This is a genomic window from Vibrio sp. 1402, assembly GCF_033340275.1.
On the sequence record NZ_JAWOWE010000001.1, the window covers coordinates 26,521 to 48,263 of the forward strand.

The following is a 21,743-nucleotide window of genomic DNA, read 5'->3' on the forward strand; positions in this document are numbered from 1 at the left end:
ACAAAAAACATAGTTTCCACTTTGTAGCATAAATGCAAAAAGGCCGATAGTCATTCACCATCGGCCTTTGTAAGGAGATCACGTAAAGGTTAAATAACCCCTAGCTCACGTAAACGTTCCATAAGGTAGCTATGTGCAGTGTAGCGCTCAGATAACACCACTTCCGGCTTTGGATGCAGGAACAACGGTAATGAGATACGTGACTTTTCTTGACGGCCACCCGTAGGGTTGATTACACGGTGAGTCGTTGAAGGGAAATAACCACCTGACGCTTCTTGAAGCATATCACCAATGTTGATGATTAAGTTCCCGAAGTCACATGGTACATCGATCCAATCACCCTCTTTACTCTTTACTTGCAGTCCAGGTTCATTAGCAGCAGGCAAAACCGTTAACAGGTTAATGTCTTCATGCGCAGCAGCGCGAATAGCGCCGGGCTCTTCTTCGCCTGTCATCGGTGGGTAGTGAAGCACGCGTAGTAATGTTTTGTCGCTGTTATTGATCATTTCTGACAACGCGATAGAGAACTTCTCTTGAACGTCCTTAGGTGCGTACGCTTCAACCCAACCTAATAGCTCTTGAGCAAATGCATTGGCACGCTCGTAGTACTCTAAGATTTCAGCTTTAAGCGGCTCTGGGATCTGCCCCCAAGGGTAAACATGAAAGTACTCTTTGATGTCTTTCACTTTGTGCCCTTTCGCCACTTCAGACACTGAGGGTGGGAAATAGCCATCTTGGGTGTCTACGTTAAAGTGAAAATCATTCTTTTGATCTGAACAGAAAAACTCATGCCAGTTTTTGTAAATTGACTCTACAAGCTCTTGTGGAATCGGGTGGTTTTTCAACACACCGAACCCCGTTTCGCGTAGAGAGGTAACGAACTGTTGAGCAGCATCGTCAGCAAGATAATCGACAGTTTCCAGTTTCATGGCTTTACTTCTTTTTTATTAGACTGAATCATGGATTCTATGGATGGGCATGTTGTAAATCAAACTTTAATGAAAACTGCACGCGCAAACGTTTTAATGTTGAGCAGTTTGCCAATAAATCAACATTTTCAGTGATCAAAAAACCCATTAAAATATCAATTGCACAGCGTTCAATTAAGTGCAATCATTAACACAATCTATGGAGTCCCACTGTAAGATAAATTGAAGGATCAAGTAACTCTATGAAAAGCACCTCGACACTCTTAGGATTAACGATTTTTTATGCCATCGTGTTTTTATTTTCTGCGTTGGAACCTAACTCACGCGCAGTTTGGTTTGCGGAGATTATCCCGGCGATTGGTATTCTTGTTGCTATTTGGGCGATTTCGATTCGCTATCAGTTCAGTAATACGGCTTACTTTTTAATGTTCATCTGGCTCTGTTTGCACACTATCGGTGCGAAATATACGTTCTCCGAAGTGCCGTTTGACTGGTTTAACGACATGATTGGTTCAGAGCGAAATAATTTTGATCGCGTTGCGCACTTTTCAATTGGCCTTTACGCATATCCGATCGCTGAATACTTGATAAACAAAAAACGGTTCAACAAAGCGTTCTCTTGCTGGTTTGCTTTGTTTGCTATCATGTCACTTGCTGCTGGCTATGAGATTATCGAATGGTGGTATGCGGAGTTGGCTGGTGGCGATGAGGGAATTGCCTTTCTGGGCTCGCAAGGTGACATATGGGACGCCCAGAAAGATATGTTGTGCGATACCGTTGGTGCAGTGTTGTCGTTATTCTTAATGTCGGCTCAACGTCGATTCTCTCAACCATTCTAAATAAGGGTTAAACCCATCAACAATTGGAACCTGTACGATTTGAGCTACCTCGTATTCGTGCAGGTTTTCTATTTTCTCTTCCACCAATTCATAAAGTTCTCGACGAGTTTTGATCACCAGCAACCATTCGTTGTCAGTACAAATCTCCCCTTTCCACACATAGTGACTTTCAATAGGCATCGTTTGAATACACGCGGCTAATTGAGCATCTAGCAAACCTTTAATGATCTGATCTCGATTTTTTTCATTACTGGTTGTACTTAAAACCATGCAATAGTCATGTTTCATACTCATTTTCTAGCCCTTTATTATTTCATCGTCACTTTGCCGCCAATCATTTTGTAAGCGGGGGTTCCTCTTACTAAAGTGTCTCTTGCAAACTCTTGTCCGCAAGCGGGGCAAATACATGGGGTTTGTGTGAAATCGTCAACAATGCGCTCTTTGAAGCATTTAACCAGTGCGCCTTTCCCGCCTTTACGGTACTTAAATAGTTGAGTTTTACATTTAGAGCAAAAGATATCGACGGTTTTCGTCGGTTGTTTTTTATTCGGTTTCGCCATGGTTACTTTCTATATCCGGTTTGACCCATACATTATTAAAATCAAACCAACCTAAGGCATTACACTTTGCATTTTGTAACGCACCGCTGTGGTCTTTATTCACGCCTAGCCAGCAGTGAAACATAGGAATCACCTGACAGCTTTTTACTAATTGTCGTCCTAGCTCACGCGCAGGAAAGTCTGTGTGCATGCCGGCACGCCATTGATCGACAAGTTTAGCCCATTCACTAAAATCGTAACCTGAACTGAACTTCTCAATATCACTGTAATCCAGGAGCCAGCCCGCCAACGCGTCATTTCGGTTCGTTGCAATGCCCATAGCTTTCACCCAGATATCCACTTCCTCCGGTGCGGGCGGTTGAGAATCATAACGAATAAACTCAACCTCTATACCGTGCGGTTTTAAGAGTGTCTTGATGGCCTTGGCAACTACTGGAAACATCGGATGCTTTTTCTGATACGCTACGGAAATTACCTTATTAGCCTGTGGTACGCTGCCCGCTTCCGCTGGCCTGAGATCAATCCAACCGGGCTTAAGGCCAAAGGCTTGCAATACTCCCAGTTCCATCACTTTATCTTGTGGAACATGCGCGTAAATCTGGTGACTGTTGAGGGTTTGCGAGAGGAACTCTGCCCAACGTGGATCTTTTGCAATCCCGGTGTTTTTGTTTAGTAATAGGAATGTACATCCAGGGTCCAGCTCGACTTCATCGGATGAACCTTGTTTATCCATCTTCGGCTTTGACAGGCTTGGATAAACCATTGAAGAATAGGCTTCATCGATTACCCACACCTCCACTTGGTCAAGTAAAGGGCGAAAACCAAAGTAGCCATCAAAAGCAGTCAAAATAAGACGCTTATCATCATTCATTTTAACTTGGAACGGCCCAGTCCCTATCGGTTGTCTATCGAAGCTTTCAGAACGCAAAGCACTCGGTAGCAAAATTTTTGCTTGCGACTCACTCAGAGCCAGAGGCAGGTAGCGATCAGGACGGATGAGCTCAATATCAACGGTCCACTCTTGTGGCGAAGACACCCGCTTTATGTGAGAAAACAAGTTCAAGCTATTTAACGCAAGCACACTTTCAAGAACACAACTGGTTGTTAACGGTTCACCGTTATGAAAGCGTACTCCACGACGAAGATAAAAACGCCAATGTGTATCAGAAATTGCTTCCCACGTGTGGGCTAAATCTGGTTGAAGTTGTTCATTTTCATCAAGGCGAGTGAGTCCGCTAAAAATTTGTCTGGCGATGTGTTGTTCAGAACGCCGCATCGGTTTCTGCGGGTTTAACATCGACAATGGTCGATAATAAGGCAAACGCACGACCTGCTCGCCCTGTCGATGCTGAAGCCCTAAATAACCTTGGATAACCTGCGTTAATCGTGCCGCATCGTTATCAAGCGCATCTAGAGCCTGACCGATTTTCCCTTCATCGAGATAACGCCTGGCGAGGTTTTCGCTGACGTCGCTTCGATTACGTTTAAAAACGAGTTTCGAAAGTTTTCCTCGACCCGCTGCCGGATGCCACTCAATCCAGCCCTCTTCTTCAAGTTTATTTAGAACAATACGAGCATTACGACGTGTACAAAACAACGCTTCGGTGATGTCTTCGAGCTGAACGTCCGTATCGTGACCGGAAAATTTTTCAAACAGTGTTTCGAACTGAACACGTAAACGAGGGCTACTCATAAAGAGGAAATTCTTATCTTGTTGTCGATAAGCTAAGTTTCCTCATTTTTACCAAAAAGTGCAAACATCACACTATAAATTATTGAATATCGATACCAATTTCTCGCGAAAGTTCGGCCAGTTGTTCCTCGTTGTCCAGCTTGATAGACCATTTGCACTCTGCTCCATGAGATAAAACAACGTTCGCTCCTCTACCCAGCAACTGAATTGCATCGGTTTGCGCTTGCAAGGTTACCATTGCACTACCGGAGAGCTTAATCACTATTTCACGCTGGGTTGCAATGATTTTTCCTAATGAAAACTCAATCACCATCTTAGTTTATACCGACTTTGTTTTGTGTTGTTTCACAGCGATGGTCAAGCGACTGGTACACACTAAACGGCCTCGCTCATCAGTGATATCGATTTGCCACACTTGCGTTGAAATACCCAGATGAAGCGGTTTTGCCGTACCAATCACATGACCACTTCGCATGGCTCGCACATGGTTCGCGTTAATATCTAAACCGACGCAGTAGCTGCCCTCATCGACAGAGAAGTTTGCAGCCAATGAGCCTAATGTTTCTGCGAGCACGACTGATGCACCACCGTGAAGCATTCCTAAAGGTTGATGAGTAAAGCTGCATACGGGCATGGTTGCTGTAAGGGAGTCGTCAGTGAAATCTGTATATTTAATTTGTAGGTGCTCGATCAGGGTATTTTTTGACGTGGCATTCAGAATCTCTATGCTTACGGGCTTTTTCCATATACTCATTGTTTTACTCTTAGTTTCACAAACTGGTTTGTTAGGTTGTAACGATGTGCTAGGAAGCTAGCATAGACGCTACTTGGGCATAACTTCAAGACGTAACATCTCACCTTCTTTATTAATCAGATGAATAACTTGATCCATGCATCATGTTACTATTTGGGTATATACTATTGCTTCAAAACAAAAAATTAAATGGAGCCTGTTATGAAGGTATGGATGAAAGCCTCTGCTCTTTTAACTATCGCGGGTTTAACAGCGTGTAGCGCATCACCGACGGGTCGCAACCAGATCCTGATGTTTTCAGATCAGGAAATGTCATCGCTTGGCGCTAAATCTTTCGAACAAATGAAGAAAGATATCCCAATCAGCAAAGATCGCAAAACGAATGCCTACGTTCAATGCGTTGCCAAACACATCACTGACACCATTCCCGCTCAATCTGGATTTAAAGACTGGGAAGTCGTTGTTTTTGATAGTGAACAAGTCAATGCGTTTGCTCTACCAGGTGGGAAGATCGGCGTGTATACCGGGCTTTTAGATGTCGCGAAAAACCAAGATCAGTTGGCAACAGTTATTGGTCACGAAGTCGCTCACGTCCTCGCTGACCACAGTAATGAACGTCTTTCACAAAGTCAGTTAGCAAATGCCGGGTTGTCTCTAGCAAACGTTGCCATTGGAGCTTCCGAGTACAAACAGTATCAACAAATGACGATGGCGGCACTTGGTGTCGGTGTTCAATACGGTGTTATCTTGCCATACGGTCGTACTCAGGAATCCGAGGCTGATATTGTCGGGCTGGAATTCATGGCAAAAGCAGGTTTCGACCCACGTCAAAGTGTCGATTTATGGAAAAATATGAGTGCTGCATCAGGTGGTTCTCAACCACCTGAATTCTTCTCAACCCACCCATCGCACAGTACGCGCATTAAAGATTTACAAGCAACCATAAATAAGCTGCCTGCGTATAACGCGAAAGCACCAAGATGTGGCTAATTCATTGCTACTATCGTCTACTACTTAAGCTTGCCAAATAAAAAAGCTCCCTAGGGAGCTTTTTAATGATTCTAATCAAGTGCCCAATATCTGTAGCGGCAAACTTAACAAACTATCTCCGAGAGTGGCAAAATACCAGATGATAGAAACAAAACCTCCGACAGAGACCAAGTACCAAGCAAGTGAAAATAGTTGCCCATAACGGGTTAATGGCAATAAATGGCTTTGATGTCGAGCTCTCCATTCCATCACCACTTCCAACATTCCCATTAACAATAAAAACCCTAGCAACGTCAGACCGAAATAGTAACTGATAAAAATGCCTAATAAAGCGGTCGCAATACTGCCAACTAACCCGACCCAAGTATTCATTGAGAAGGTAATACTTTTGAGCACATGGCCACCATCTAATGGTAAAATAGGCAGCAGATTAAATAGGTTTAGCAAGGCGTTAAACACAGCAAGCCCAGCGAAGATCACCTCACCAGTCATCCAATAAAGCAAAGTAAAAACTATACTAAGTACTAAACCGAAAAATGGTCCCATGATTGAGATAACCACATCCTGCCAGCGCGTGTTTATCTTTTCGTCACTTAGCGCCAAACCACCTAGGAATGGAATCAAATAGATCCCTTTGGTCTTCATTCCAAAATACTTCATCGCTCTAATGTGACCATATTCATGAAAAACCAAGCAAGCGATCAACGCTAGCGCGAACTCGATGGAAAATAGCCAAGAATATGCAGCGAGACTTGCAGACGCTAACGCCACTTTAATAACTTTCGCACTTTTAAGTGCTTTCATCCCAAGAGATACGAGGCCTATTACACTTAAACGCTTTTCGGATGGTGGCGTAACTTCTGGCACTTGGCGCTCGATGTCTTTTTCATTTCGACAACCTTCGTTGACGAGCTCACCGTTAATTGTGACCTTGTAACTCAATTCAAACGGTTGCCATGTTAAAGAACACTCTAAATGACAGTTCAGGATTTCCTCACCCGCAGAGAGCTTAAACTGGTGTAGACAAGTCTCTGCGGTATTGTCACTGGCATCGATTTGAGACACCAACGTATTATCCCAATATAACTGCTGCCACCCAGCCATCGATCCTTCGAGCCTTAGCGAACGACCTAAAAATTCAACATTCAGTAATTCCAATGCGGTTCCTATTGCGTCTATTGAATAACTACATAGCGAGCGCGAATTATGCCTGTGAAGTGAAGAAACAGCAAAGCGAGCTATCTCTTGATTTGATCGTTATTTAACTATAAAGCTCGTAAAACAATTCTGGTCGTACCATTCTCTTCAAAAATATAACGATAATACATGCCCTTACAAGCCATCGTTTGACCTATGCATCATATTTAAAACGCAAAATACGCTCAAACTTTGACAAGTTATTAAACATACAATTAACATTGCATTTACATCACCGTTGTATTTCGCGTATTAACAATTGGTGTAAGTACCACACAACAATTACAAGGACTTCGGTCCAGCATTATGACACCCTAGGAGGGTCAAGGATGAACAAGAAGCACTGCTCTCTGCTTACAATTTCAATATTGTTTGCGTGTAATGCCCACTCAGCGGGCTTCCAGGTAGCTGAACATTCGGCATCTGGTCTTGGTCGAGCATTTTCAGGTGAAGGGGCTGTCGCAGATAATGCCAGCGTCCTTGCTCGTAACCCTGCAGCAATGACACTTTTCAAAGAAGCTCAATTTTCGGGCGCGTTATCTATCATCGACCCTGAAGTCGATGTGTACGACACTGTAAACAATGAACACGCGAAAGATGTCGCCCCTTTACAGATCGTGCCAGCAGGTTATTACATCAGCCCTATCAATGATAACTGGGCTTGGGGTATCGGTATGTTCACAACATACGGTGTTGCTACTGACTATCCAAATGATATTTCCGCAGGTGATATGGCGGGTGACACTTCCCTACTTTCAGTAAACATCAACCCTAATGTCGCTTACCGTATCAACGAGTCTTTCAGTGTCGGTGGTGGTATCAACCTCGTATACGCTGAAGCAGAGCTGACTCGCCACAAAGGCGCACTCGCCGGTATTTTAGGTGGTAATAAGTCCGATAACCTTGTCGGCATGGAAGGTGAAACTTTCGCTTGGGGTTGGAATGTCGGCGCTTTATTTGAGCTAAATGAAAACAACCGTTTTGGCTTTGGCTACCGCTCTAAGGTTGATCTAGATTTTGATGACGGTGAGTTTAGTAGTTACGACTCTGGTCGAGCTTCATCACCAAAAGTTGATGGCCGTTTAAAAATCTCTCTCCCTTCAATTATCGAATTATCGGCTTTCCATCAACTGAATGAACAATGGGCTGTACATTACGGCTGGCAACAAACCGACTGGAGCACATTTAAAGAACTAAAAGCGACCAGTAACGAATGTAATGACGGAGTATGTTTCTTTAAACCTGAGAAATATGAAGACAACAATCGCTACTCCATTGGTGCAACTTACATACTTAATACAGACTGGACATTCCGTGCAGGCTTTGCGTACGACGAACAAGCAGGTGAAGCGACATTGAGTATTCCTGACAGTGACCGTTTTTGGTACAGCGCGGGCCTAACTTACGCAATGAGTGAGAATTTAACTTTCGATGCAGGCTTTGCACTTGTTAAGAGTAAATCAGGCTCTTTCACTGAGACAAATGCTCTGGGTGAAGAGATTAAGTTTGACTCAGAAGGTACTGCTTACATCAGCGCGGTACAGATGAACTACACCTTCAAATAATGGGATTACGGAGTAAACCAATGAAACACACGTTTAAATTATCAATGCTTTGTTCTGCAATCCTTCTTGCTGGTTGTGGTGATGATACCTCCAGTTCTGGTACTTCCGACAAAGTTCAATTTGAAGATGAAGTCCAAGCATTGCTTGATCGCGAAACATCCATCAGTTTTACGCTTCAAGGAGCGAACGCAGATGTACCGGCACCGTCTTACTTATTAATGGACTCAAGCGATGGTACGCTTGGTCTGCCAACTGATGGCGATGATGCTTTAACCAACCCTAGAGCCTCAATGAACACGATGGATGGATGGTCAACGTCTATGCCAATCGTTCTTAACTTCAACGGCGACGGTTTTGCAACGGGCATGCTGTCGTCTGGTGTTAAAGTCATCAAGATTAACCAACGCTTAACCGAGTGGGACGGTAAATCTAACCCAATCGAAGAGGTACTCGTTCAGAATCAGGACTACGTAGTTCAAGCAAAAGGTAGCTCTCTATACATCCAGTTCTTGGCTGCACTTGATGAGTCAAGCGAGTACATTTTTGCGGTTACACAAGATGTTACTGACGTGAATGGTGAGCCAATTGGTACATCAGCCAGTTATGCGACAGGTAAATCGAAAGAAATCGTTTATGAAACTGGCGACCTTGCTTCTGTTCAAGCAGTCACTCAGGCGGTTGAAGGCATTTTTGGTCTAGCTCAAGTTAATCCTAACGACATCGTTTACTCCTCATGGTTCAGTACCCAGTCTGTAGGTGATACGTTAGCGGCAGTCAAAGGAGTAACCGCTACTGGTTTTTCTACTGGCGCAAACACACTAAATACCGTTTACAAAAATGACTCAAACGAAGGTTCAGTTGACTTATCAACGGCCTACACAATAACGCTCGGTGAAACCCAAGACTTTAGCACTGCGCTAGACTCTGACGATGACTTTAGTAAATACATTAGCGATCTAGACGCAGCTAAAACGGCAATTAAAGGCCTTTACATGCAATCAGGTGCCGATGTAAGCGTGACACAAGGTGTGGTAAGACTGCCTCATTACCTGGAAAAAGGCGCAAGCTGGAACATGCAACCAATGGTATCTGCGATGCCAAGCCTAGCGAAGCTAAGCGCAGCATTAGCGGATCCGAACGAGCAAGCAAACATGGTTCAGCAGCTATCAACAGGCGTTTTTGCAAATGATCCTGTTGATGTGACAAAGCTTGCTACAGATCCTACAGAGCAGCTAAAACTTGTTGGAGCTAAGCTTACTCTTACCGATGGTACCCAGCTTGATAGTGAGCGTATCATTACTCGCTACTCGCCTGTTCCCGTAGTGAAATCGGTTGAAGATGTCGAAGTACTGGTCTTCACACCTAAATCTGGCGTCGCGACAGACGTTGTGATTTATCAACACGGCATCACCTCAGCGAAAGAGAATGCGTACGCGTTCGCGTTCAATATGGTAAAAGCAGGTGTGGCAGTTATCGCTATTGACTTACCTATTCATGGTACGCGCAGCTTAGATGAACAACGTTCCGCAAATGCGAATGTACTGGCTTATCTAAATCTTTCCAACTTAGCCGTTGCGCGTGACAACCTACGTCAAAGTGTTCTGGATGTGTTAGGTTTGCGCGCTAGCTTGGTAGTATCTGCTCAAGGCGGTCTTTTAGCTGGAGGTCCTCTGCAAGGCTTCAACCCAATGACGGGTTCAAAGGTCAAAATGCTAGGTCATTCACTTGGCGGTATTGTAGCTACATCTGCCGTCGCAGCAGCAAACAATACATTGGGCAGCCCTACTGCCGATGCGCTGTACACCTTTAGTTCTGCATCAGTACAGAACTCTGGTGGACAAATTGGTAATTTGTTACTGGGTTCAGACAATTACGGCCCTCAGATCAAACATAACCTCGCTTATGCAGCATCAAAAGACTATGCGACTTACGCTGATGCATCATGTGCGGATCTAGAAGATAAAACATGTTACGAAGCATTTGAGGCTGCGGCAACGGAAGCTCAAGTAGCAGCGCTAGAAGCAGGTTTCTCACAATTTATCTATGCAGCACAGACTACACTAGACACTGTCGATCCGTTCACAAACGCTTCAGATTTAGTGGCATCTGGTTCGCTAACGACACCATTCTTTATGACAGAAGTGGATGGCGATAGCACAGTACCAAACAGCGTTCCAAATGCACCATTCGCGGGTACTGAACCGCTTGCTAATAAGCTAGGGTTGAAGACTGTGAACAGTACGGACACTACTGTGAATGCAACTGCGAGCTTTGTACAGTTTAATGCTACTGCATCGCACAGTACTTTTGCTTCGCCAAATGGCACTTTGTCTGATATTGATCATCATGTAGAGATGCAGATGGAAAACACTGACTTCTTAATGGATGACGCACTAACAGGTGTCACTAACACTTCTGTTTTGAAGTAATCGCAACACCCTTCCTACCAAAGCCCAGTTTCTACTGGGCTTTTTCATTTCAATTCTATTCAAACCCACTCATATTTCCTCTGCTATAGTTAAATCGATGTCTTTGCCTAACTCACTTGTTTAAAAGGAAAACTCTATGCGCGTATTGACTGTTATTGCCACTGTATTACTTCTTTCTGCATGCGGAAGTAGCCAATATCTGATGTCGACAAATGAAGGGAAAATTATTACCTCTTACGGTAAACCAGACCTGAACGAGGAAACGGGTATGTACGAATATGAAGACATGGATGGTAAAGAAATGAGTATTTCAAAAGAGCAAATTGTCCAGATTGTCGAACGTTAACGACAGGCCCTCTGTAAATTAGAGGGCTATGTTCTAGCCACCCTCTCTCTAAATTTACCTCTTTTAAGCTTGTAATCGTTGTAGAAATTGACACAACTAATTCATAAGCCAAAACAATTAATAGTGTCTTTTATACTTCCGTATTATTTATTTAGCGAATATTTTACATCTTCACCTTAATCAGGTTGGAGTATTGTAAAATCTAGTCTTTAATTCGCTAACACCCTTTTATTTCTCAGGATAAAGTGGATAATACCGCCACAAAATAACATTACTAAGGTGAGTCCTTATGTCTATTGAAGCTACTCTGCTTGCGCGCTGCGAGTCAAAATGTGAACTGTGTTCTTCTGAATCTCAACTAACTGCATACGCTGTCCCACCTCACGGTAATGTGACGGTTGATACTGCCATCATGGTTTGTGATAAGTGTCTGGGTGAGATCGATGAGCCAAAAGACATTAACCACTGGCGTTGTCTAAACGAAAGCATGTGGAGCCAGGTTCCTGCTGTACAAGTGACTGCATGGCGCCAACTCACTCGCCTAAACACAGAAAGCTGGGCTCAAGATGCTCTTGACATGATGTACATGGAAGAAGAGCAAATGAACTGGGCAATGAAAGGGATGTCTGCTGACGATAAAACGGTTGACTGTAACGGCACTGAACTTAAGAAAGGTGACGATGTAACAGTAATTAAAGACCTACCAGTAAAAGGCACTAACCAAGTAATCAAACAAGGTACAGTGATTCGTGGTATTAGCCTTGGCGATGATCCAAAGCTAGTTTCGGGTAAGGCAAATGGTGGTCAGTCGATGTACGTGATCGCAGAATACTGCCGCAAGAAGTAATATCGCACTTCAGTCATGTCAAAACGGGGCACCAATGGTGCCCCGTTTTTCTATACAACACTTAATCTACTATCATGTCTACCTCCTCTAGAGTGTTTCTTTTCTAGGGCGTAGGTTGAGTAGGCATGTTTTACAAATAAAGAAATACCGGCTCATAGGCCGGTATTTCTTACACTATTTCAATATTAACGGTACATACCGATGTCTTTTTGAATATGTGCTGACAAGTCTTCTGCGTAGTAACTGCGTGGCGCAGTGTTATCTACAAATAGAATGTCCAGTAAGTGAGCAATCAGTCCTTTGAAGTTAACCGCGTAGGTTTTCTTATCCATAGAGGTTGGTAAAGCTACATTTGTCATTTGCATTGCTTGTGCCATGATTGCCTCTCTTTAAAAGCAGTAGTCTGTTTAGTTGGTTGTATATTAGTCAGTTTCTTATTGTTTAAGAAATGACAAATTTTACCCATTCAAATTAGAATTTCTAATAAAACAAACTCATTACAAAACTCAAAAATACAAATGAATAATAACGGCATAAATAATCACAATTGCTGTAATTACATTGAATAACTGAACATTACCTGCATAATCGCTCCTTAAGCAATAACATATATTTAACAATATTTTTCGTTATTTCTTTTGATTTTAGTGCTTACTTTATATTTTTTGATTAGTAATATTAACGCTAGTTTGACGCTTCGCTTTATTTTTTAGGAGTGATGCCACCACTGCCGATGTCATCACAACAACTAAAAATGTGAGAGACCATGTTGTCGGAATCTCATATTCTGTTCCAACCAATAGCATTTTTACCCCGATAAACATCATGATTACTGATAATGCTGGTTTTAAGTATACAAACTTGTCTAACATTGCTTGAAGAACAAAGTACAGCGATCGCAAACCCAATAATGCAAATACGTTCGCGGCTAAGACTAAAAATGGCTCTCGCGTTACCGCGAATATAGCTGGTATAGAATCCAACGCAAACATAACGTCCATTACTGCAATGACACCAACAACGATCAGCATCGGTGTTGCCACCCACTTACCAGCTTGCTTTAAGATTAAGTGATTTCCTTGGTAGTCATCTGTAACTGGCAATACCTTTCGAATCAACTGCTCCGGATATGGATTAACTTCTTCTGCTTCGCCTTTGTCGCGAGCTAGCTTAACACCTGTCCAAATAAGGAAAGCAGCAAATAAGTACAATACCCAATGATACTGTGCAAGTAACTGAGCACCAACCGCAATCATGACAGCGCGTAAAACTAGCGCACCTATCACCCCCAAAAGCAATGCTCTCGGACGCAAATGCTCCGGCACACTGTATTGTGCAAAGATGATGGCAAACACAAACAAGTTATCAACGCTTAACGACTTCTCTAGTAAGTAACCAGTTAAGAATGAAATCGTTGCTTTGTCGTTCGTATAAGCGCTATGTGGCGCGTAAAAGTCCCAGAATAAATAAATAGAACCTGCAAAAACAAAGGCAAGCAAGAACCAAAAAACACTCCAAACGATGGCTTTTTTCATCGTGATAGCGCCACCACGTGTTTGATAGATATCAAGCGTAACAAGAACAAGGGTAAATAAACCAAAAGCACCATACATCGCTAATGATTCTTGAAGAGGCACCGATTGGCTCAATTGGGTGGTATTTTCGATAAGAGACATATTTCCTCCCATGGCGGAAGGACTTCGTTTGGTGACCTTCCGCATACAATAACAACCAACAGCCACATAACGATTATGTGCTGCTAGTCAATGAATGCGTTGGTCTCGTTGAAGTGTTGATGTGAATAAACCACGTAACACCTTTACTTACCGGATAAGCTGATGCTTAACGAGATGACGATAAGTAAACTTGCGCTAACTACTCCCCAAACGTCGACATAATAACGCCGAGCGTCAGGCTTTCCAACAAAAAAACCTTGTCTTATCGAAATAAAATTCTTATTAAAAATCAAGAAGCACTATAAAAAGAAAGAAATGGATTCAACCACCGCAACTATAGTAAACAGACAAAAAGCAGCAAATGGCTCAAGACAAACTCTTCATTGGTTAGAGGCCTAACGGGGAAGATAGATACAAAAAAGGAGCATTACTGCTCCCTTTTGTAGCATCCACATTCTTAGCAATTCAAAAGCCGCTTAGAGGCACAAAGTAGACCAGTGTTGACCAAATTGCGATCCAGGCAACCACGACTGCCGTATCTGCCCAATCTTTATTCCACATACTGCCATCCTCATCAACCCATGTAGTAAGTGGAGAGCAGCAAAATCAATACCAATATCTATTATCGACGTCGCTTTGTGTAAAGTTTGTGACTTTGATTCAAACAGTTTGGCTCATCGGTCAGGAGTTCAATAAAACAATCAGCCATGGACAAACTGGTCACACGCCCTTCTCCTTTCATCTCCTGCAATGCGTCGTACCCCTCTTTCCCTTTCATCGTATAGGCAGAAGAAGTCCCTCGATACCAAACATCATCTTGAACACCTACCCATTGTTTACCATCAAAAATCACTAATGATTGAACTCTTTCACCTTTTGGGGCATCTGCGTGGTACTCGAAGTTTAAATTGTAAGTGTACGGATAACTGCCAGATCCAGTGCCTTCTACGCCATTGTTGAGTGCATTATTTATCGCGCCTTCAAGTGCACGGCGAATAGCGTTGCCTTTTACATCGTAAAAGCCGATAGGAACGGCAAAAGGCAACAGCCGTCCGGCAATGTCTGCCACTGTGATGTTGCCAGGGTTCAAAGAGGTTCGCACGCCACCCGCATTATGAATTGCAAATTGAACGTCATATCCACGTTTGTTTAAACAGTGCAGAAATGATCGGGCAACGGAGGAAGCCAACTCACTCTCACCAAATTCATCGGGAATTCTCACATGACGCTTTTTGGTGTCAACACTAGCAATGACTTGTGACTGTAACTGCCTGACCTGAGGAATATATTTATCGCTCAGGATCGCTTGAGTTTCCGGGTGTTTCTTACAAACCACGACATTCGGTTGACCATGGATGAAGTCGCACGCGGTTTCGAATACACCTTGGTCGAGCTGTTGGTTTAGCGTTGAGTCCCAAAAAATACGTCGACCAAGCAACAGTTCATTTTGTCCACTCAACATCGTTGCTTTACCGTGTTCATCAAACTCAATGACGCAGTGCCCCATTGTCAAAGCATGGAAACCCGCTTGCACCACATAGGTATCATTAATTTTGATACCGTAGGGATCGTCTTGTCCTAACCCTATTGATGAAAAATCACCTTGCAACCGGTGGCTGTGTCCACCAACAATTATACCAATACCTGCGACTTGCTCAGCTAACTCTAAATCACCTTCATAACCTAAGTGGCTCAGAAGAATAATATTTTTTATACCTGATGAATGGATTTGTTTTACGGTCGCCTTGGCGGTTTCAAGTGCTGAGTGAAAAGGCGTGTCTGCATCAGGGTTTGCGATGTCGCTCATTTTATCTATGGATAATCCGAAAATCGCGACCCGCTCACCATGGAATTCTTTAACAATGTATTGAGCGCTCTGTGTATCCGGTTGGTAACTATATACATCCTTACAATCACTGATACGGTGAGGTTTTTTAAGTGATTCATTGGATAAATCCCAGTTGCCAGCAAGCAATGGGAACTGAGTACGTTGGCAAAACAATGCAACTGGCTCATTCCCCATATCTAATTCATGGTTACCTAACGCCATTGCATCAATCTTTAATGCGTTCAATAAGTCGGCATTGGCTTTGCCTTTAAATAGTGAGAAATACAGCGTACCTTGGAAGCAATCTCCGGCATGGAGGAACAACATCCCATGACCTTGGCGCTGAGCATCATCTCTTAACTGCTCGACTCTGGTTGCGATACGAGAAAAGCCGCCAGCACTGACATAGGGTTCTAGCGTGAGTTCATTGTTTATCTTAAGCTTTAACTGTAATGACGTTGGTTCAAAGTAGGAATGTGTGTCATTGATGTGTGCCAGTTTGATTCTCACTGGCTTATGATTGTTATTCATCTTCATCTTCTCTTTTTTCATTCCTTATAATAATAAGAAGTGAATCATGACAGAATCATGAATTTTATGAAACTGCGATTTAGGATTTCATGTTTAAGTGATCACGATGCTGTCCCCCGGCTTTGAAAGCAAGCCTCGCTTGTAACGGTCTCTATTCAGTAAGAGGCTCTCGTAATTTTGTGAACTGAGCTTAACTCAAAAATTCCGAATTCATATATGCTTAGGAGTAGCAAAATAACTCTCGATAATTCAAATAATTGCAAGGAGGATTGAGATGAGACTAGAACGCATCGAAATCTCCGGGTTTAGAGGCATCAAACGCCTTTCACTCTCTTTTGACGAACTCACCACGCTCATCGGTGAAAACACGTGGGGCAAATCATCATTGCTCGATGCCCTTTCCATCGCACTACCTGCCAATGGCTCATTGTATCAATTCAAACTGAAAGATTTTCACGTTGACTACTCAATTTCTCATCCACAAACACAACACTTACAGATCATTGTTTGTTTTAAAGCACAGGATAAAAACGAAGTAAAAGCGGGACGCTACAGACGCATAAAGCCTACATGGTGCACCAACGAAGATGGTGAGCAAGTCATTTACTACCGTATTAGTGCGTCTCGCGATGAGCACGGCATTAATACAAAGTACGCGTTTTTGGATCATAACGGCAAACCCAAAAAACTTCACCACTCAGAGAAACTCGCTATTGAGTTAATGACACTTCATCCTGTAATTCGACTACGTGACTCCCGACGCTTCCCAGATTTAAACCATGTCAACGGCGATGGTAAAAATGCTCGGATTGAAAAACGAATCAACAACACCTGTCGACGCTTATTGGCTATGCCTGGCCATGTGAATAAAGGTGAGATTCGTAGTAGCCTCGACTCAATGCAAACGCTTGTTGAACACTATTTCGCGTTCAGAAGTGTCAGTAAAGGCAACCCACGCAAACCTCGTGATGGTCTTTTCTATACAAGCCCTTCCTCTGATAAAGGCTTGAGTCAGTTCTTGAAAGAAACCAATGACAAACAAAGCCGCTTGCTTTTAATGGGGTTACTCAATGCCTATCTTCAAGCTAAGGGTCCCACCGATTTAAGGCGCTGTGCGAGACCAATACTGATCATTGAAGATCCAGAAGGTCGACTGCATCCAACTCATCTAGCGAGAGCGTGGTCCTTATTGCAATTGTTGCCAATGCAAAAGATATTAACCACCAACAGTGGCACGTTACTCGGTTCTGTTCCACTGTATTCAATTCGACGTTTAATTCGGCTATCAGACAGAACCATCGCTAAGAGTTTAAACTCAACAAAGTTTGGTCGAGATGAGTTGCGCCGAATTGGTTTCCATATTCGTTTTCATCGTTCAGGAGCATTATTTGCACGGTGCTGGTTACTTGTTGAGGGCGAAACCGAAGTTTGGCTTTTTCATGAACTGGCTCGTCAATGCGGGTATGACTTGGCTGCCGAAGGGGTTCAAATCGTTGAGTTTGCTCAATCAGGTCTAAAATCACTCATCAAAGTAGCAAAAGAGTTTGGTATTGATTGGCATGTCGTTACCGATGGCGACCCAGCAGGGAAAAAGTACGCGCATGCAGTGCGAGCACAGCTCGACCATGATCAGGAAAGGCATCGGCTTACGGAGTTACCCGACCGAGACATCGAGCACTTTCTGTACAACAATGGTTTTGAACTTTTCTTTAAGGACATCATCAAAGTTCCTCATGACCACCCTATCCCTGCTAAAAAAGTCGTAAATCGTGTTTTGAAAAAACATGCAAAACCGGACTTAGCTTTGGCTATTGTTTCTCATTGTGAAGAGAAAGGCATGGAGTGTATTCCTGTTCTTCTGCGCTGGACACTTAAACGCGTTGTTACCATGGCCAACGGCAATACATGAGTTAGGCGTATTTTACACTCAACGTATTGTCTTATAATACAAAAAAAGCACACCAATTTGGTGTGCTTGTATCAAACATCATTAATTTTGATTAAGGGTATTGAGAGGGATAAAACTCAATACACAGTGGATACCAATAAGATCGGGGGTTCACTACTGTGCTTGCTCAGCAAGCGAAGAAGAAGTAGCGGTTGATTTCGTATGCAACCATAGCCCTGTCGCTTTCATTAGATAGCCAAACACACCACCTAGCAACAACGATGGAATGACAAGTTGCCAGTTTCCGTCAGCCGCAAATGTTGCGCATGAACCAATAAAAGTACCAGGGATGTACGCGAGCCAAGCCTGTTTAGCTTGAATACACATGAAGAATGCCACAATAGCGGTAATCACATAGCCAATAATTTCCAACCCCACGTAAGTGGAACCGTGAATAATTACCATTGCCCAGAATACGCCTGTCATATTGGTGATTAAGCTGATACCTAGTCCTTTCAATCCGCTCGTTGGCGCTGCAAAGTAGCTCGTGCAACCTAAAAAACCAGCCCAAGAAAGCAAACCTAAAGAGATGGCGATCCAACCCCATACGCCAGATAAAATTCCAGTAGTGATAGAAATAGCTAAAAGTGTCGTCATGGTAGTCATACCTGCTCGGCTATTATCGTACCTATATGGTTCAATAACTGCCTTCATACATTGAAATCAAGGACACATGTTAGATACATCAGCCCAGCTTATCGGTGATATTGATCACAATAAGATATTATTATTTTCACAATTTACATTAAAAGTTTGACGCAACCGATAAATCAACAGATTTAGGGAATAAACCAACTCATCTCGTAGGCATATTTAATCAACCTTTAAAGAACTGAAGGCTTCCCTTTCATCATTCGCAGCCCCTCTCTTTTAATGCAGTCGACTAATGGGTTTTCTGCCATATCTGAACGCCATATAAATGAAAGCGTCCTTTCCATTTTTAACTCAGGTACATTTAATGCCACAAGGTGACCTGCTTCTATATATCGCTCTACATCTAAATACGGTAAGCAAGTAAGGTACTGACCATTAGCAACTAAACTACGTAACACCGGAACGTGTTCGTACTCGCGCCACACATCCAAATCTTCAATAAGGTGGTGAATAGAACTATCAAATGTTTTTCGTGTGCCAGAGCCATGCTCTCTTAGTACCCACTTCGCTTGCTCTAACTGCGCAAGGCTAACAGACTGATTACGCGCAAAAGGATGATGAGAAGCTGCGACAACAGTAAGATGATCACGACACCATACTTCTTGGTGTAAACGGTTATCATCACAGCGCCCTTCAATAATCCCTAAGTCATACTTGTAATCTAATACCCCATCAATCACCCCTTTTGTACTTTGTACACCGAGAGAAATACGCATTTCTGGAAAGTCATTATCAATGATACTGATAAGGTCGGGAACTAAGTGCTCTGCTGGGGTTTGACTCGCTCCCATACGAATCTCACCACTCAATAAATGTTGCTCATAGAAGCCCATTTCAATCTGCAATGCATCTTGTAGCAAGCGTTTTGCCTTTGGTCGTAACCACATCCCCCAATGGGTTAACGCCATTTGCTTGCCTTGCCTCTCAAACAACGGCCTGCCAAGCATCTTCTCTAATTGCGCAAGCGACATGCTCGTCGCTGATTGTGTCAAAGCCAATTTTTCTGCGGCTTGGCTTACACTGCCGGTATCTGCAACTGCGTCGAAAACCGCTAATTGCTTAAGTGAGTAGCGCAAAGTGTCCTCCATTATTAGTGGGTATTTCCCAATTCCCACAATTGTTAAAGCATGCCCCAATAAGCAATAGAGTTCATTTTACCTAGCCCCGTAAAGTTATCAATTAATTTGATGAGGTTTCTAAATATTATCAATTTTACCTTACTAACCGCTCTCCCTATTCTGAGTACGCGGTTCGGGAACACCGCAAGCCTCAATGGTTTTGAAACCGAAGTCATTGAGGCTCTTAATAAAAACAACAATTTCATTTTTGAGTTAATAACCAAGGATTTTTTATGCGATTACAAATTAAGGAGTCAATATGGCGGTGACCAGTTCTCAAAATCACCAGTATTTTTCTCCAAAAGAGATGATGGTTGAAGCGGAAAAATTTGCGTTAAGTAAGGCAAACAAAACCAGCAGTATGACATTAAGCCTCGCCATTATGGCCGGCGCGTTCATCGGGTTAGCATTCTTGTTTTACATCACGGTGACCACCGGTAGTACGGGCGCTGGTTGGGGCTTGAGCCGCCTAGCTGGTGGACTCGCATTTAGCATGGGATTGATCCTCATAGTGATCTGCGGTGGTGAATTATTTACCAGCGCCGTCCTATCCAGTATTTCTTGGGCCAATAAGCAAATATCGTTCGGTAAGATGCTTTCGATCTGGGGCAAAGTTTACGTTGGTAACTTTATTGGTGCGATGTTCCTACTTGCGCTGGTTACTGCTGCTGGTCTTTATCAGATGGATGGCGGTCAATGGGGATTAAATGCGCTTAACATCGCACAACACAAACTTCACCACACTCTCATTCAAGCGTTTGCACTCGGTATTCTCTGTAACCTGTTGGTCTGCCTAGCGATTTGGCTGACATTTAGTTCTGCAAATGCAATGACAAAAGCAGCAATGACAATTTTGCCTGTGGCAATGTTTGTCAGCAGCGGTTTTGAGCACTGTGTTGCGAACATGTTTATGGTTCCACTTGGTATTGTTATCGCGAATTTTGCACCTGAATCTTTTTGGGCATCTGTCGGTGTGCCCGCGTCACAATACACAGACCTAAACATTAGCCACTTTATTACCGCTAACTTAATTCCTGTCACGCTTGGCAACATCGTCGGCGGAGCGGTATTAGTTGGCCTTTCAAACTGGTGTATTTTTCGCCGACCAGAACTAAAAGCAGCGAATATTTCTTCTATCACTACAACTACAACACTGTCGTCAGTTAAGGATTTCACCATGAAAAATGCCTCTTTTGTTAAAGACATTATGAACCCAAAACCAGTCACCATTCGTGCAGAAACGCCAATTGCAGCCGCGCTGGATGTGTTACTTGATAACAACGTAACTAGCGCACCTGTTGTAGACGTACAAAATCGATTAGTTGGCTTCTTCTCTGCTCACGATGTGATGGTAGAACTATGGTGTGAGGACTACATTCCGGTGAAAGACCAAAAAGTCGTCGACATCATGAGCAGAGATGTGGTCGCAATTGACGCTGATGATCGCCTCGTTGATGTTGTGGAATTCCTATGTATCGATAAAGAGCAGTTGTACCCAGCGAGCAGTATGGGTATTGCCACTCGCTTGACGTCTTTGTCTCTCGAAGAACGCGCTAAAAGTATCAAAGTAAGTAAGCCACAAGTGCTTCCTGTGCTTGAAAATGGGCAGATGGTCGGGGTGGTTACTCGTACTGAAGTATTAAAAGCACTACGCCCGATTTTTGGTGAGCGTTTAAACTTAGTGGAAAAAAGTGAGTTAGAAACAGCGTAATTCGCTAAACATTTACAACGTCTATTGGCTTTCAATCGCTATCACTGACTGGTTTATCGATGTTAGTGATGTGATTAAGATAATAAAAAAGCGCTCTTCAAGTGAAGAGCGCTTTTAGTGTATCTAAA

The 21,743-nt window shown here is 43.1% G+C and carries 20 protein-coding genes; 8 read left to right on the top strand and 12 right to left on the bottom strand.

The genetic code is table 11. The annotated features are described in order from the left end of the window. Positions 1-89 precede the first annotated feature (89 nt). Positions 90-929, bottom strand: coding sequence for an isopenicillin N synthase family dioxygenase (locus R7044_RS00105; protein ID WP_205391180.1), 840 nt, complete (start codon positions 927-929; stop codon positions 90-92). Positions 930-1,171: 242 nt separating this feature from the next. Between R7044_RS00105 and R7044_RS00110 the strand changes: the two genes are divergently transcribed. Then, the gene (locus R7044_RS00110) at positions 1,172-1,768 is read left to right on the top strand and encodes a DUF2238 domain-containing protein (RefSeq protein ID WP_005376330.1); all 597 of its coding nucleotides are present in this window, start codon (positions 1,172-1,174) and stop codon (positions 1,766-1,768) included. Here the strand turns inward: R7044_RS00110 and cutA are convergent. The 5 genes from cutA to R7044_RS00135 all read right to left on the bottom strand — a co-directional run bounded on the left by cutA (position 1,730) and on the right by R7044_RS00135 (position 4,775). Next, the gene (cutA, locus tag R7044_RS00115) at positions 1,730-2,062 is read right to left on the bottom strand and encodes a divalent-cation tolerance protein CutA (RefSeq protein WP_005376332.1); all 333 of its coding nucleotides are present in this window, start codon (positions 2,060-2,062) and stop codon (positions 1,730-1,732) included. The genes R7044_RS00110 and cutA overlap by 39 nt on opposite strands. A gap of 14 nt (positions 2,063-2,076) precedes the next feature. Continuing rightward, positions 2,077-2,328: a hypothetical protein gene (locus R7044_RS00120; protein ID WP_005376334.1), complete on the bottom strand. Its 252-nt coding sequence runs from the start codon at positions 2,326-2,328 to the stop codon at positions 2,077-2,079. After that, positions 2,312-4,021 carry an SgrR family transcriptional regulator gene (locus tag R7044_RS00125; RefSeq protein WP_033907082.1) on the bottom strand — a complete coding sequence of 570 codons (1,710 nt, stop codon included), beginning with the start codon at positions 4,019-4,021 and terminating at the stop codon, positions 2,312-2,314. The genes R7044_RS00120 and R7044_RS00125 overlap by 17 nt, the downstream gene beginning before the upstream one ends. A 79-nt stretch (positions 4,022-4,100) precedes the next feature. Beyond that, positions 4,101-4,334 carry a DUF3389 domain-containing protein gene (locus R7044_RS00130; RefSeq protein ID WP_005376338.1) on the bottom strand — a complete coding sequence of 78 codons (234 nt, stop codon included), beginning with the start codon at positions 4,332-4,334 and terminating at the stop codon, positions 4,101-4,103. A gap of 6 nt (positions 4,335-4,340) precedes the next feature. Continuing rightward, the gene (locus R7044_RS00135; protein WP_005376340.1) at positions 4,341-4,775 is read right to left on the bottom strand and encodes a hotdog fold thioesterase; all 435 of its coding nucleotides are present in this window, start codon (positions 4,773-4,775) and stop codon (positions 4,341-4,343) included. Between the two features lie 201 nt (positions 4,776-4,976). On the opposite strand from R7044_RS00135, the gene R7044_RS00140 reads away from it, so the two are divergent. After that, positions 4,977-5,765, top strand: coding sequence for a M48 family metallopeptidase (locus R7044_RS00140; protein ID WP_017634168.1), 789 nt, complete (start codon positions 4,977-4,979; stop codon positions 5,763-5,765). Between the two features lie 75 nt (positions 5,766-5,840). Here R7044_RS00140 and R7044_RS00145 read toward each other — a convergent pair whose 3' ends face one another. Next, on the bottom strand, positions 5,841-6,869 hold the full coding sequence (locus tag R7044_RS00145; protein ID WP_021035977.1) for a site-2 protease family protein: 1,029 nt from the start codon (positions 6,867-6,869) through the stop codon (positions 5,841-5,843). 422 nt (positions 6,870-7,291) lie between these two features. Between R7044_RS00145 and R7044_RS00150 the strand changes: the two genes are divergently transcribed. The 4 genes from R7044_RS00150 to R7044_RS00165 all read left to right on the top strand — a co-directional run bounded on the left by R7044_RS00150 (position 7,292) and on the right by R7044_RS00165 (position 12,149). Next, positions 7,292-8,527 carry an outer membrane protein transport protein gene (locus R7044_RS00150; protein WP_005376347.1) on the top strand — a complete coding sequence of 412 codons (1,236 nt, stop codon included), beginning with the start codon at positions 7,292-7,294 and terminating at the stop codon, positions 8,525-8,527. A 20-nt stretch (positions 8,528-8,547) separates the two neighbouring features. Beyond that, on the top strand, positions 8,548-10,956 hold the full coding sequence (locus R7044_RS00155; protein ID WP_225455277.1) for a VolA/Pla-1 family phospholipase: 2,409 nt from the start codon (positions 8,548-8,550) through the stop codon (positions 10,954-10,956). 136 nt (positions 10,957-11,092) lie between these two features. Continuing rightward, positions 11,093-11,302: a YgdI/YgdR family lipoprotein gene (locus tag R7044_RS00160; protein ID WP_017634171.1), complete on the top strand. Its 210-nt coding sequence runs from the start codon at positions 11,093-11,095 to the stop codon at positions 11,300-11,302. Between the two features lie 289 nt (positions 11,303-11,591). Continuing rightward, positions 11,592-12,149 (top strand): PhnA domain-containing protein, encoded by a 558-nt coding sequence (locus tag R7044_RS00165; RefSeq protein ID WP_005376350.1) that lies wholly within the window; start codon positions 11,592-11,594, stop codon positions 12,147-12,149. A 185-nt stretch (positions 12,150-12,334) separates the two neighbouring features. Here the strand turns inward: R7044_RS00165 and R7044_RS00170 are convergent, their stop codons facing one another. The 3 genes from R7044_RS00170 to R7044_RS00180 form a co-directional block, all read right to left on the bottom strand. Continuing rightward, on the bottom strand, positions 12,335-12,526 hold the full coding sequence (locus R7044_RS00170) for a hypothetical protein (RefSeq protein ID WP_005376351.1): 192 nt from the start codon (positions 12,524-12,526) through the stop codon (positions 12,335-12,337). Positions 12,527-12,805: 279 nt separating this feature from the next. After that, positions 12,806-13,825: a TerC/Alx family metal homeostasis membrane protein gene (locus R7044_RS00175; protein WP_213907029.1), complete on the bottom strand. Its 1,020-nt coding sequence runs from the start codon at positions 13,823-13,825 to the stop codon at positions 12,806-12,808. Positions 13,826-14,447: 622 nt separating this feature from the next. Then, positions 14,448-16,190, bottom strand: coding sequence for a bifunctional metallophosphatase/5'-nucleotidase (locus tag R7044_RS00180; protein ID WP_017634173.1), 1,743 nt, complete (start codon positions 16,188-16,190; stop codon positions 14,448-14,450). 268 nt (positions 16,191-16,458) lie between these two features. On the opposite strand from R7044_RS00180, the gene R7044_RS00185 reads away from it, so the two are divergent. Next, the gene (locus R7044_RS00185) at positions 16,459-18,093 is read left to right on the top strand and encodes an ATP-dependent endonuclease (protein ID WP_017634174.1); all 1,635 of its coding nucleotides are present in this window, start codon (positions 16,459-16,461) and stop codon (positions 18,091-18,093) included. Between the two features lie 153 nt (positions 18,094-18,246). Here R7044_RS00185 and R7044_RS00190 read toward each other — a convergent pair whose 3' ends face one another. Together R7044_RS00190 and R7044_RS00195 are read right to left on the bottom strand one after the other, a co-directional pair. Then, on the bottom strand, positions 18,247-18,729 hold the full coding sequence (locus R7044_RS00190; protein WP_017634175.1) for a DUF1097 domain-containing protein: 483 nt from the start codon (positions 18,727-18,729) through the stop codon (positions 18,247-18,249). A 227-nt stretch (positions 18,730-18,956) separates the two neighbouring features. Next, entirely contained in the window at positions 18,957-19,862 is a 906-nt protein-coding gene (locus tag R7044_RS00195) for a LysR substrate-binding domain-containing protein (protein ID WP_005376369.1), read from the bottom strand. 301 nt (positions 19,863-20,163) lie between these two features. Between R7044_RS00195 and focA the strand changes: the two genes are divergently transcribed. Beyond that, positions 20,164-21,615 carry a formate transporter FocA gene (focA, locus tag R7044_RS00200; RefSeq protein ID WP_017634177.1) on the top strand — a complete coding sequence of 484 codons (1,452 nt, stop codon included), beginning with the start codon at positions 20,164-20,166 and terminating at the stop codon, positions 21,613-21,615. The last annotated feature ends 128 nt before the right edge of the window (positions 21,616-21,743 follow it).

What these genes read in the sequence shown, in the direction of transcription:
- R7044_RS00105 (WP_205391180.1), bottom strand. Translation starts at nt 929, where the DNA reads ATGAAACTGGAAACTGTCGATTATCTTGCTGACGATGCTGCTCAACAG.
- cutA (WP_005376332.1), bottom strand. Translation starts at nt 2,062, where the DNA reads ATGAGTATGAAACATGACTATTGCATGGTTTTAAGTACAACCAGTAAT.
- R7044_RS00185 (WP_017634174.1), top strand. Translation starts at nt 16,459, where the DNA reads ATGAGACTAGAACGCATCGAAATCTCCGGGTTTAGAGGCATCAAACGC.
- R7044_RS00140 (WP_017634168.1), top strand. Translation starts at nt 4,977, where the DNA reads ATGAAGGTATGGATGAAAGCCTCTGCTCTTTTAACTATCGCGGGTTTA.
- R7044_RS00130 (WP_005376338.1), bottom strand. Translation starts at nt 4,334, where the DNA reads ATGGTGATTGAGTTTTCATTAGGAAAAATCATTGCAACCCAGCGTGAA.
- R7044_RS00190 (WP_017634175.1), bottom strand. Translation starts at nt 18,729, where the DNA reads ATGACGACACTTTTAGCTATTTCTATCACTACTGGAATTTTATCTGGC.
- R7044_RS00175 (WP_213907029.1), bottom strand. Translation starts at nt 13,825, where the DNA reads ATGTCTCTTATCGAAAATACCACCCAATTGAGCCAATCGGTGCCTCTT.
- R7044_RS00165 (WP_005376350.1), top strand. Translation starts at nt 11,592, where the DNA reads ATGTCTATTGAAGCTACTCTGCTTGCGCGCTGCGAGTCAAAATGTGAA.
- R7044_RS00120 (WP_005376334.1), bottom strand. Translation starts at nt 2,328, where the DNA reads ATGGCGAAACCGAATAAAAAACAACCGACGAAAACCGTCGATATCTTT.
- focA (WP_017634177.1), top strand. Translation starts at nt 20,164, where the DNA reads ATGGCGGTGACCAGTTCTCAAAATCACCAGTATTTTTCTCCAAAAGAG.
- R7044_RS00150 (WP_005376347.1), top strand. Translation starts at nt 7,292, where the DNA reads ATGAACAAGAAGCACTGCTCTCTGCTTACAATTTCAATATTGTTTGCG.
- R7044_RS00160 (WP_017634171.1), top strand. Translation starts at nt 11,093, where the DNA reads ATGCGCGTATTGACTGTTATTGCCACTGTATTACTTCTTTCTGCATGC.
- R7044_RS00125 (WP_033907082.1), bottom strand. Translation starts at nt 4,021, where the DNA reads ATGAGTAGCCCTCGTTTACGTGTTCAGTTCGAAACACTGTTTGAAAAA.
- R7044_RS00180 (WP_017634173.1), bottom strand. Translation starts at nt 16,190, where the DNA reads ATGAAGATGAATAACAATCATAAGCCAGTGAGAATCAAACTGGCACAC.
- R7044_RS00170 (WP_005376351.1), bottom strand. Translation starts at nt 12,526, where the DNA reads ATGGCACAAGCAATGCAAATGACAAATGTAGCTTTACCAACCTCTATG.
- R7044_RS00145 (WP_021035977.1), bottom strand. Translation starts at nt 6,869, where the DNA reads ATGGCTGGGTGGCAGCAGTTATATTGGGATAATACGTTGGTGTCTCAA.
- R7044_RS00155 (WP_225455277.1), top strand. Translation starts at nt 8,548, where the DNA reads ATGAAACACACGTTTAAATTATCAATGCTTTGTTCTGCAATCCTTCTT.
- R7044_RS00110 (WP_005376330.1), top strand. Translation starts at nt 1,172, where the DNA reads ATGAAAAGCACCTCGACACTCTTAGGATTAACGATTTTTTATGCCATC.
- R7044_RS00135 (WP_005376340.1), bottom strand. Translation starts at nt 4,775, where the DNA reads ATGAGTATATGGAAAAAGCCCGTAAGCATAGAGATTCTGAATGCCACG.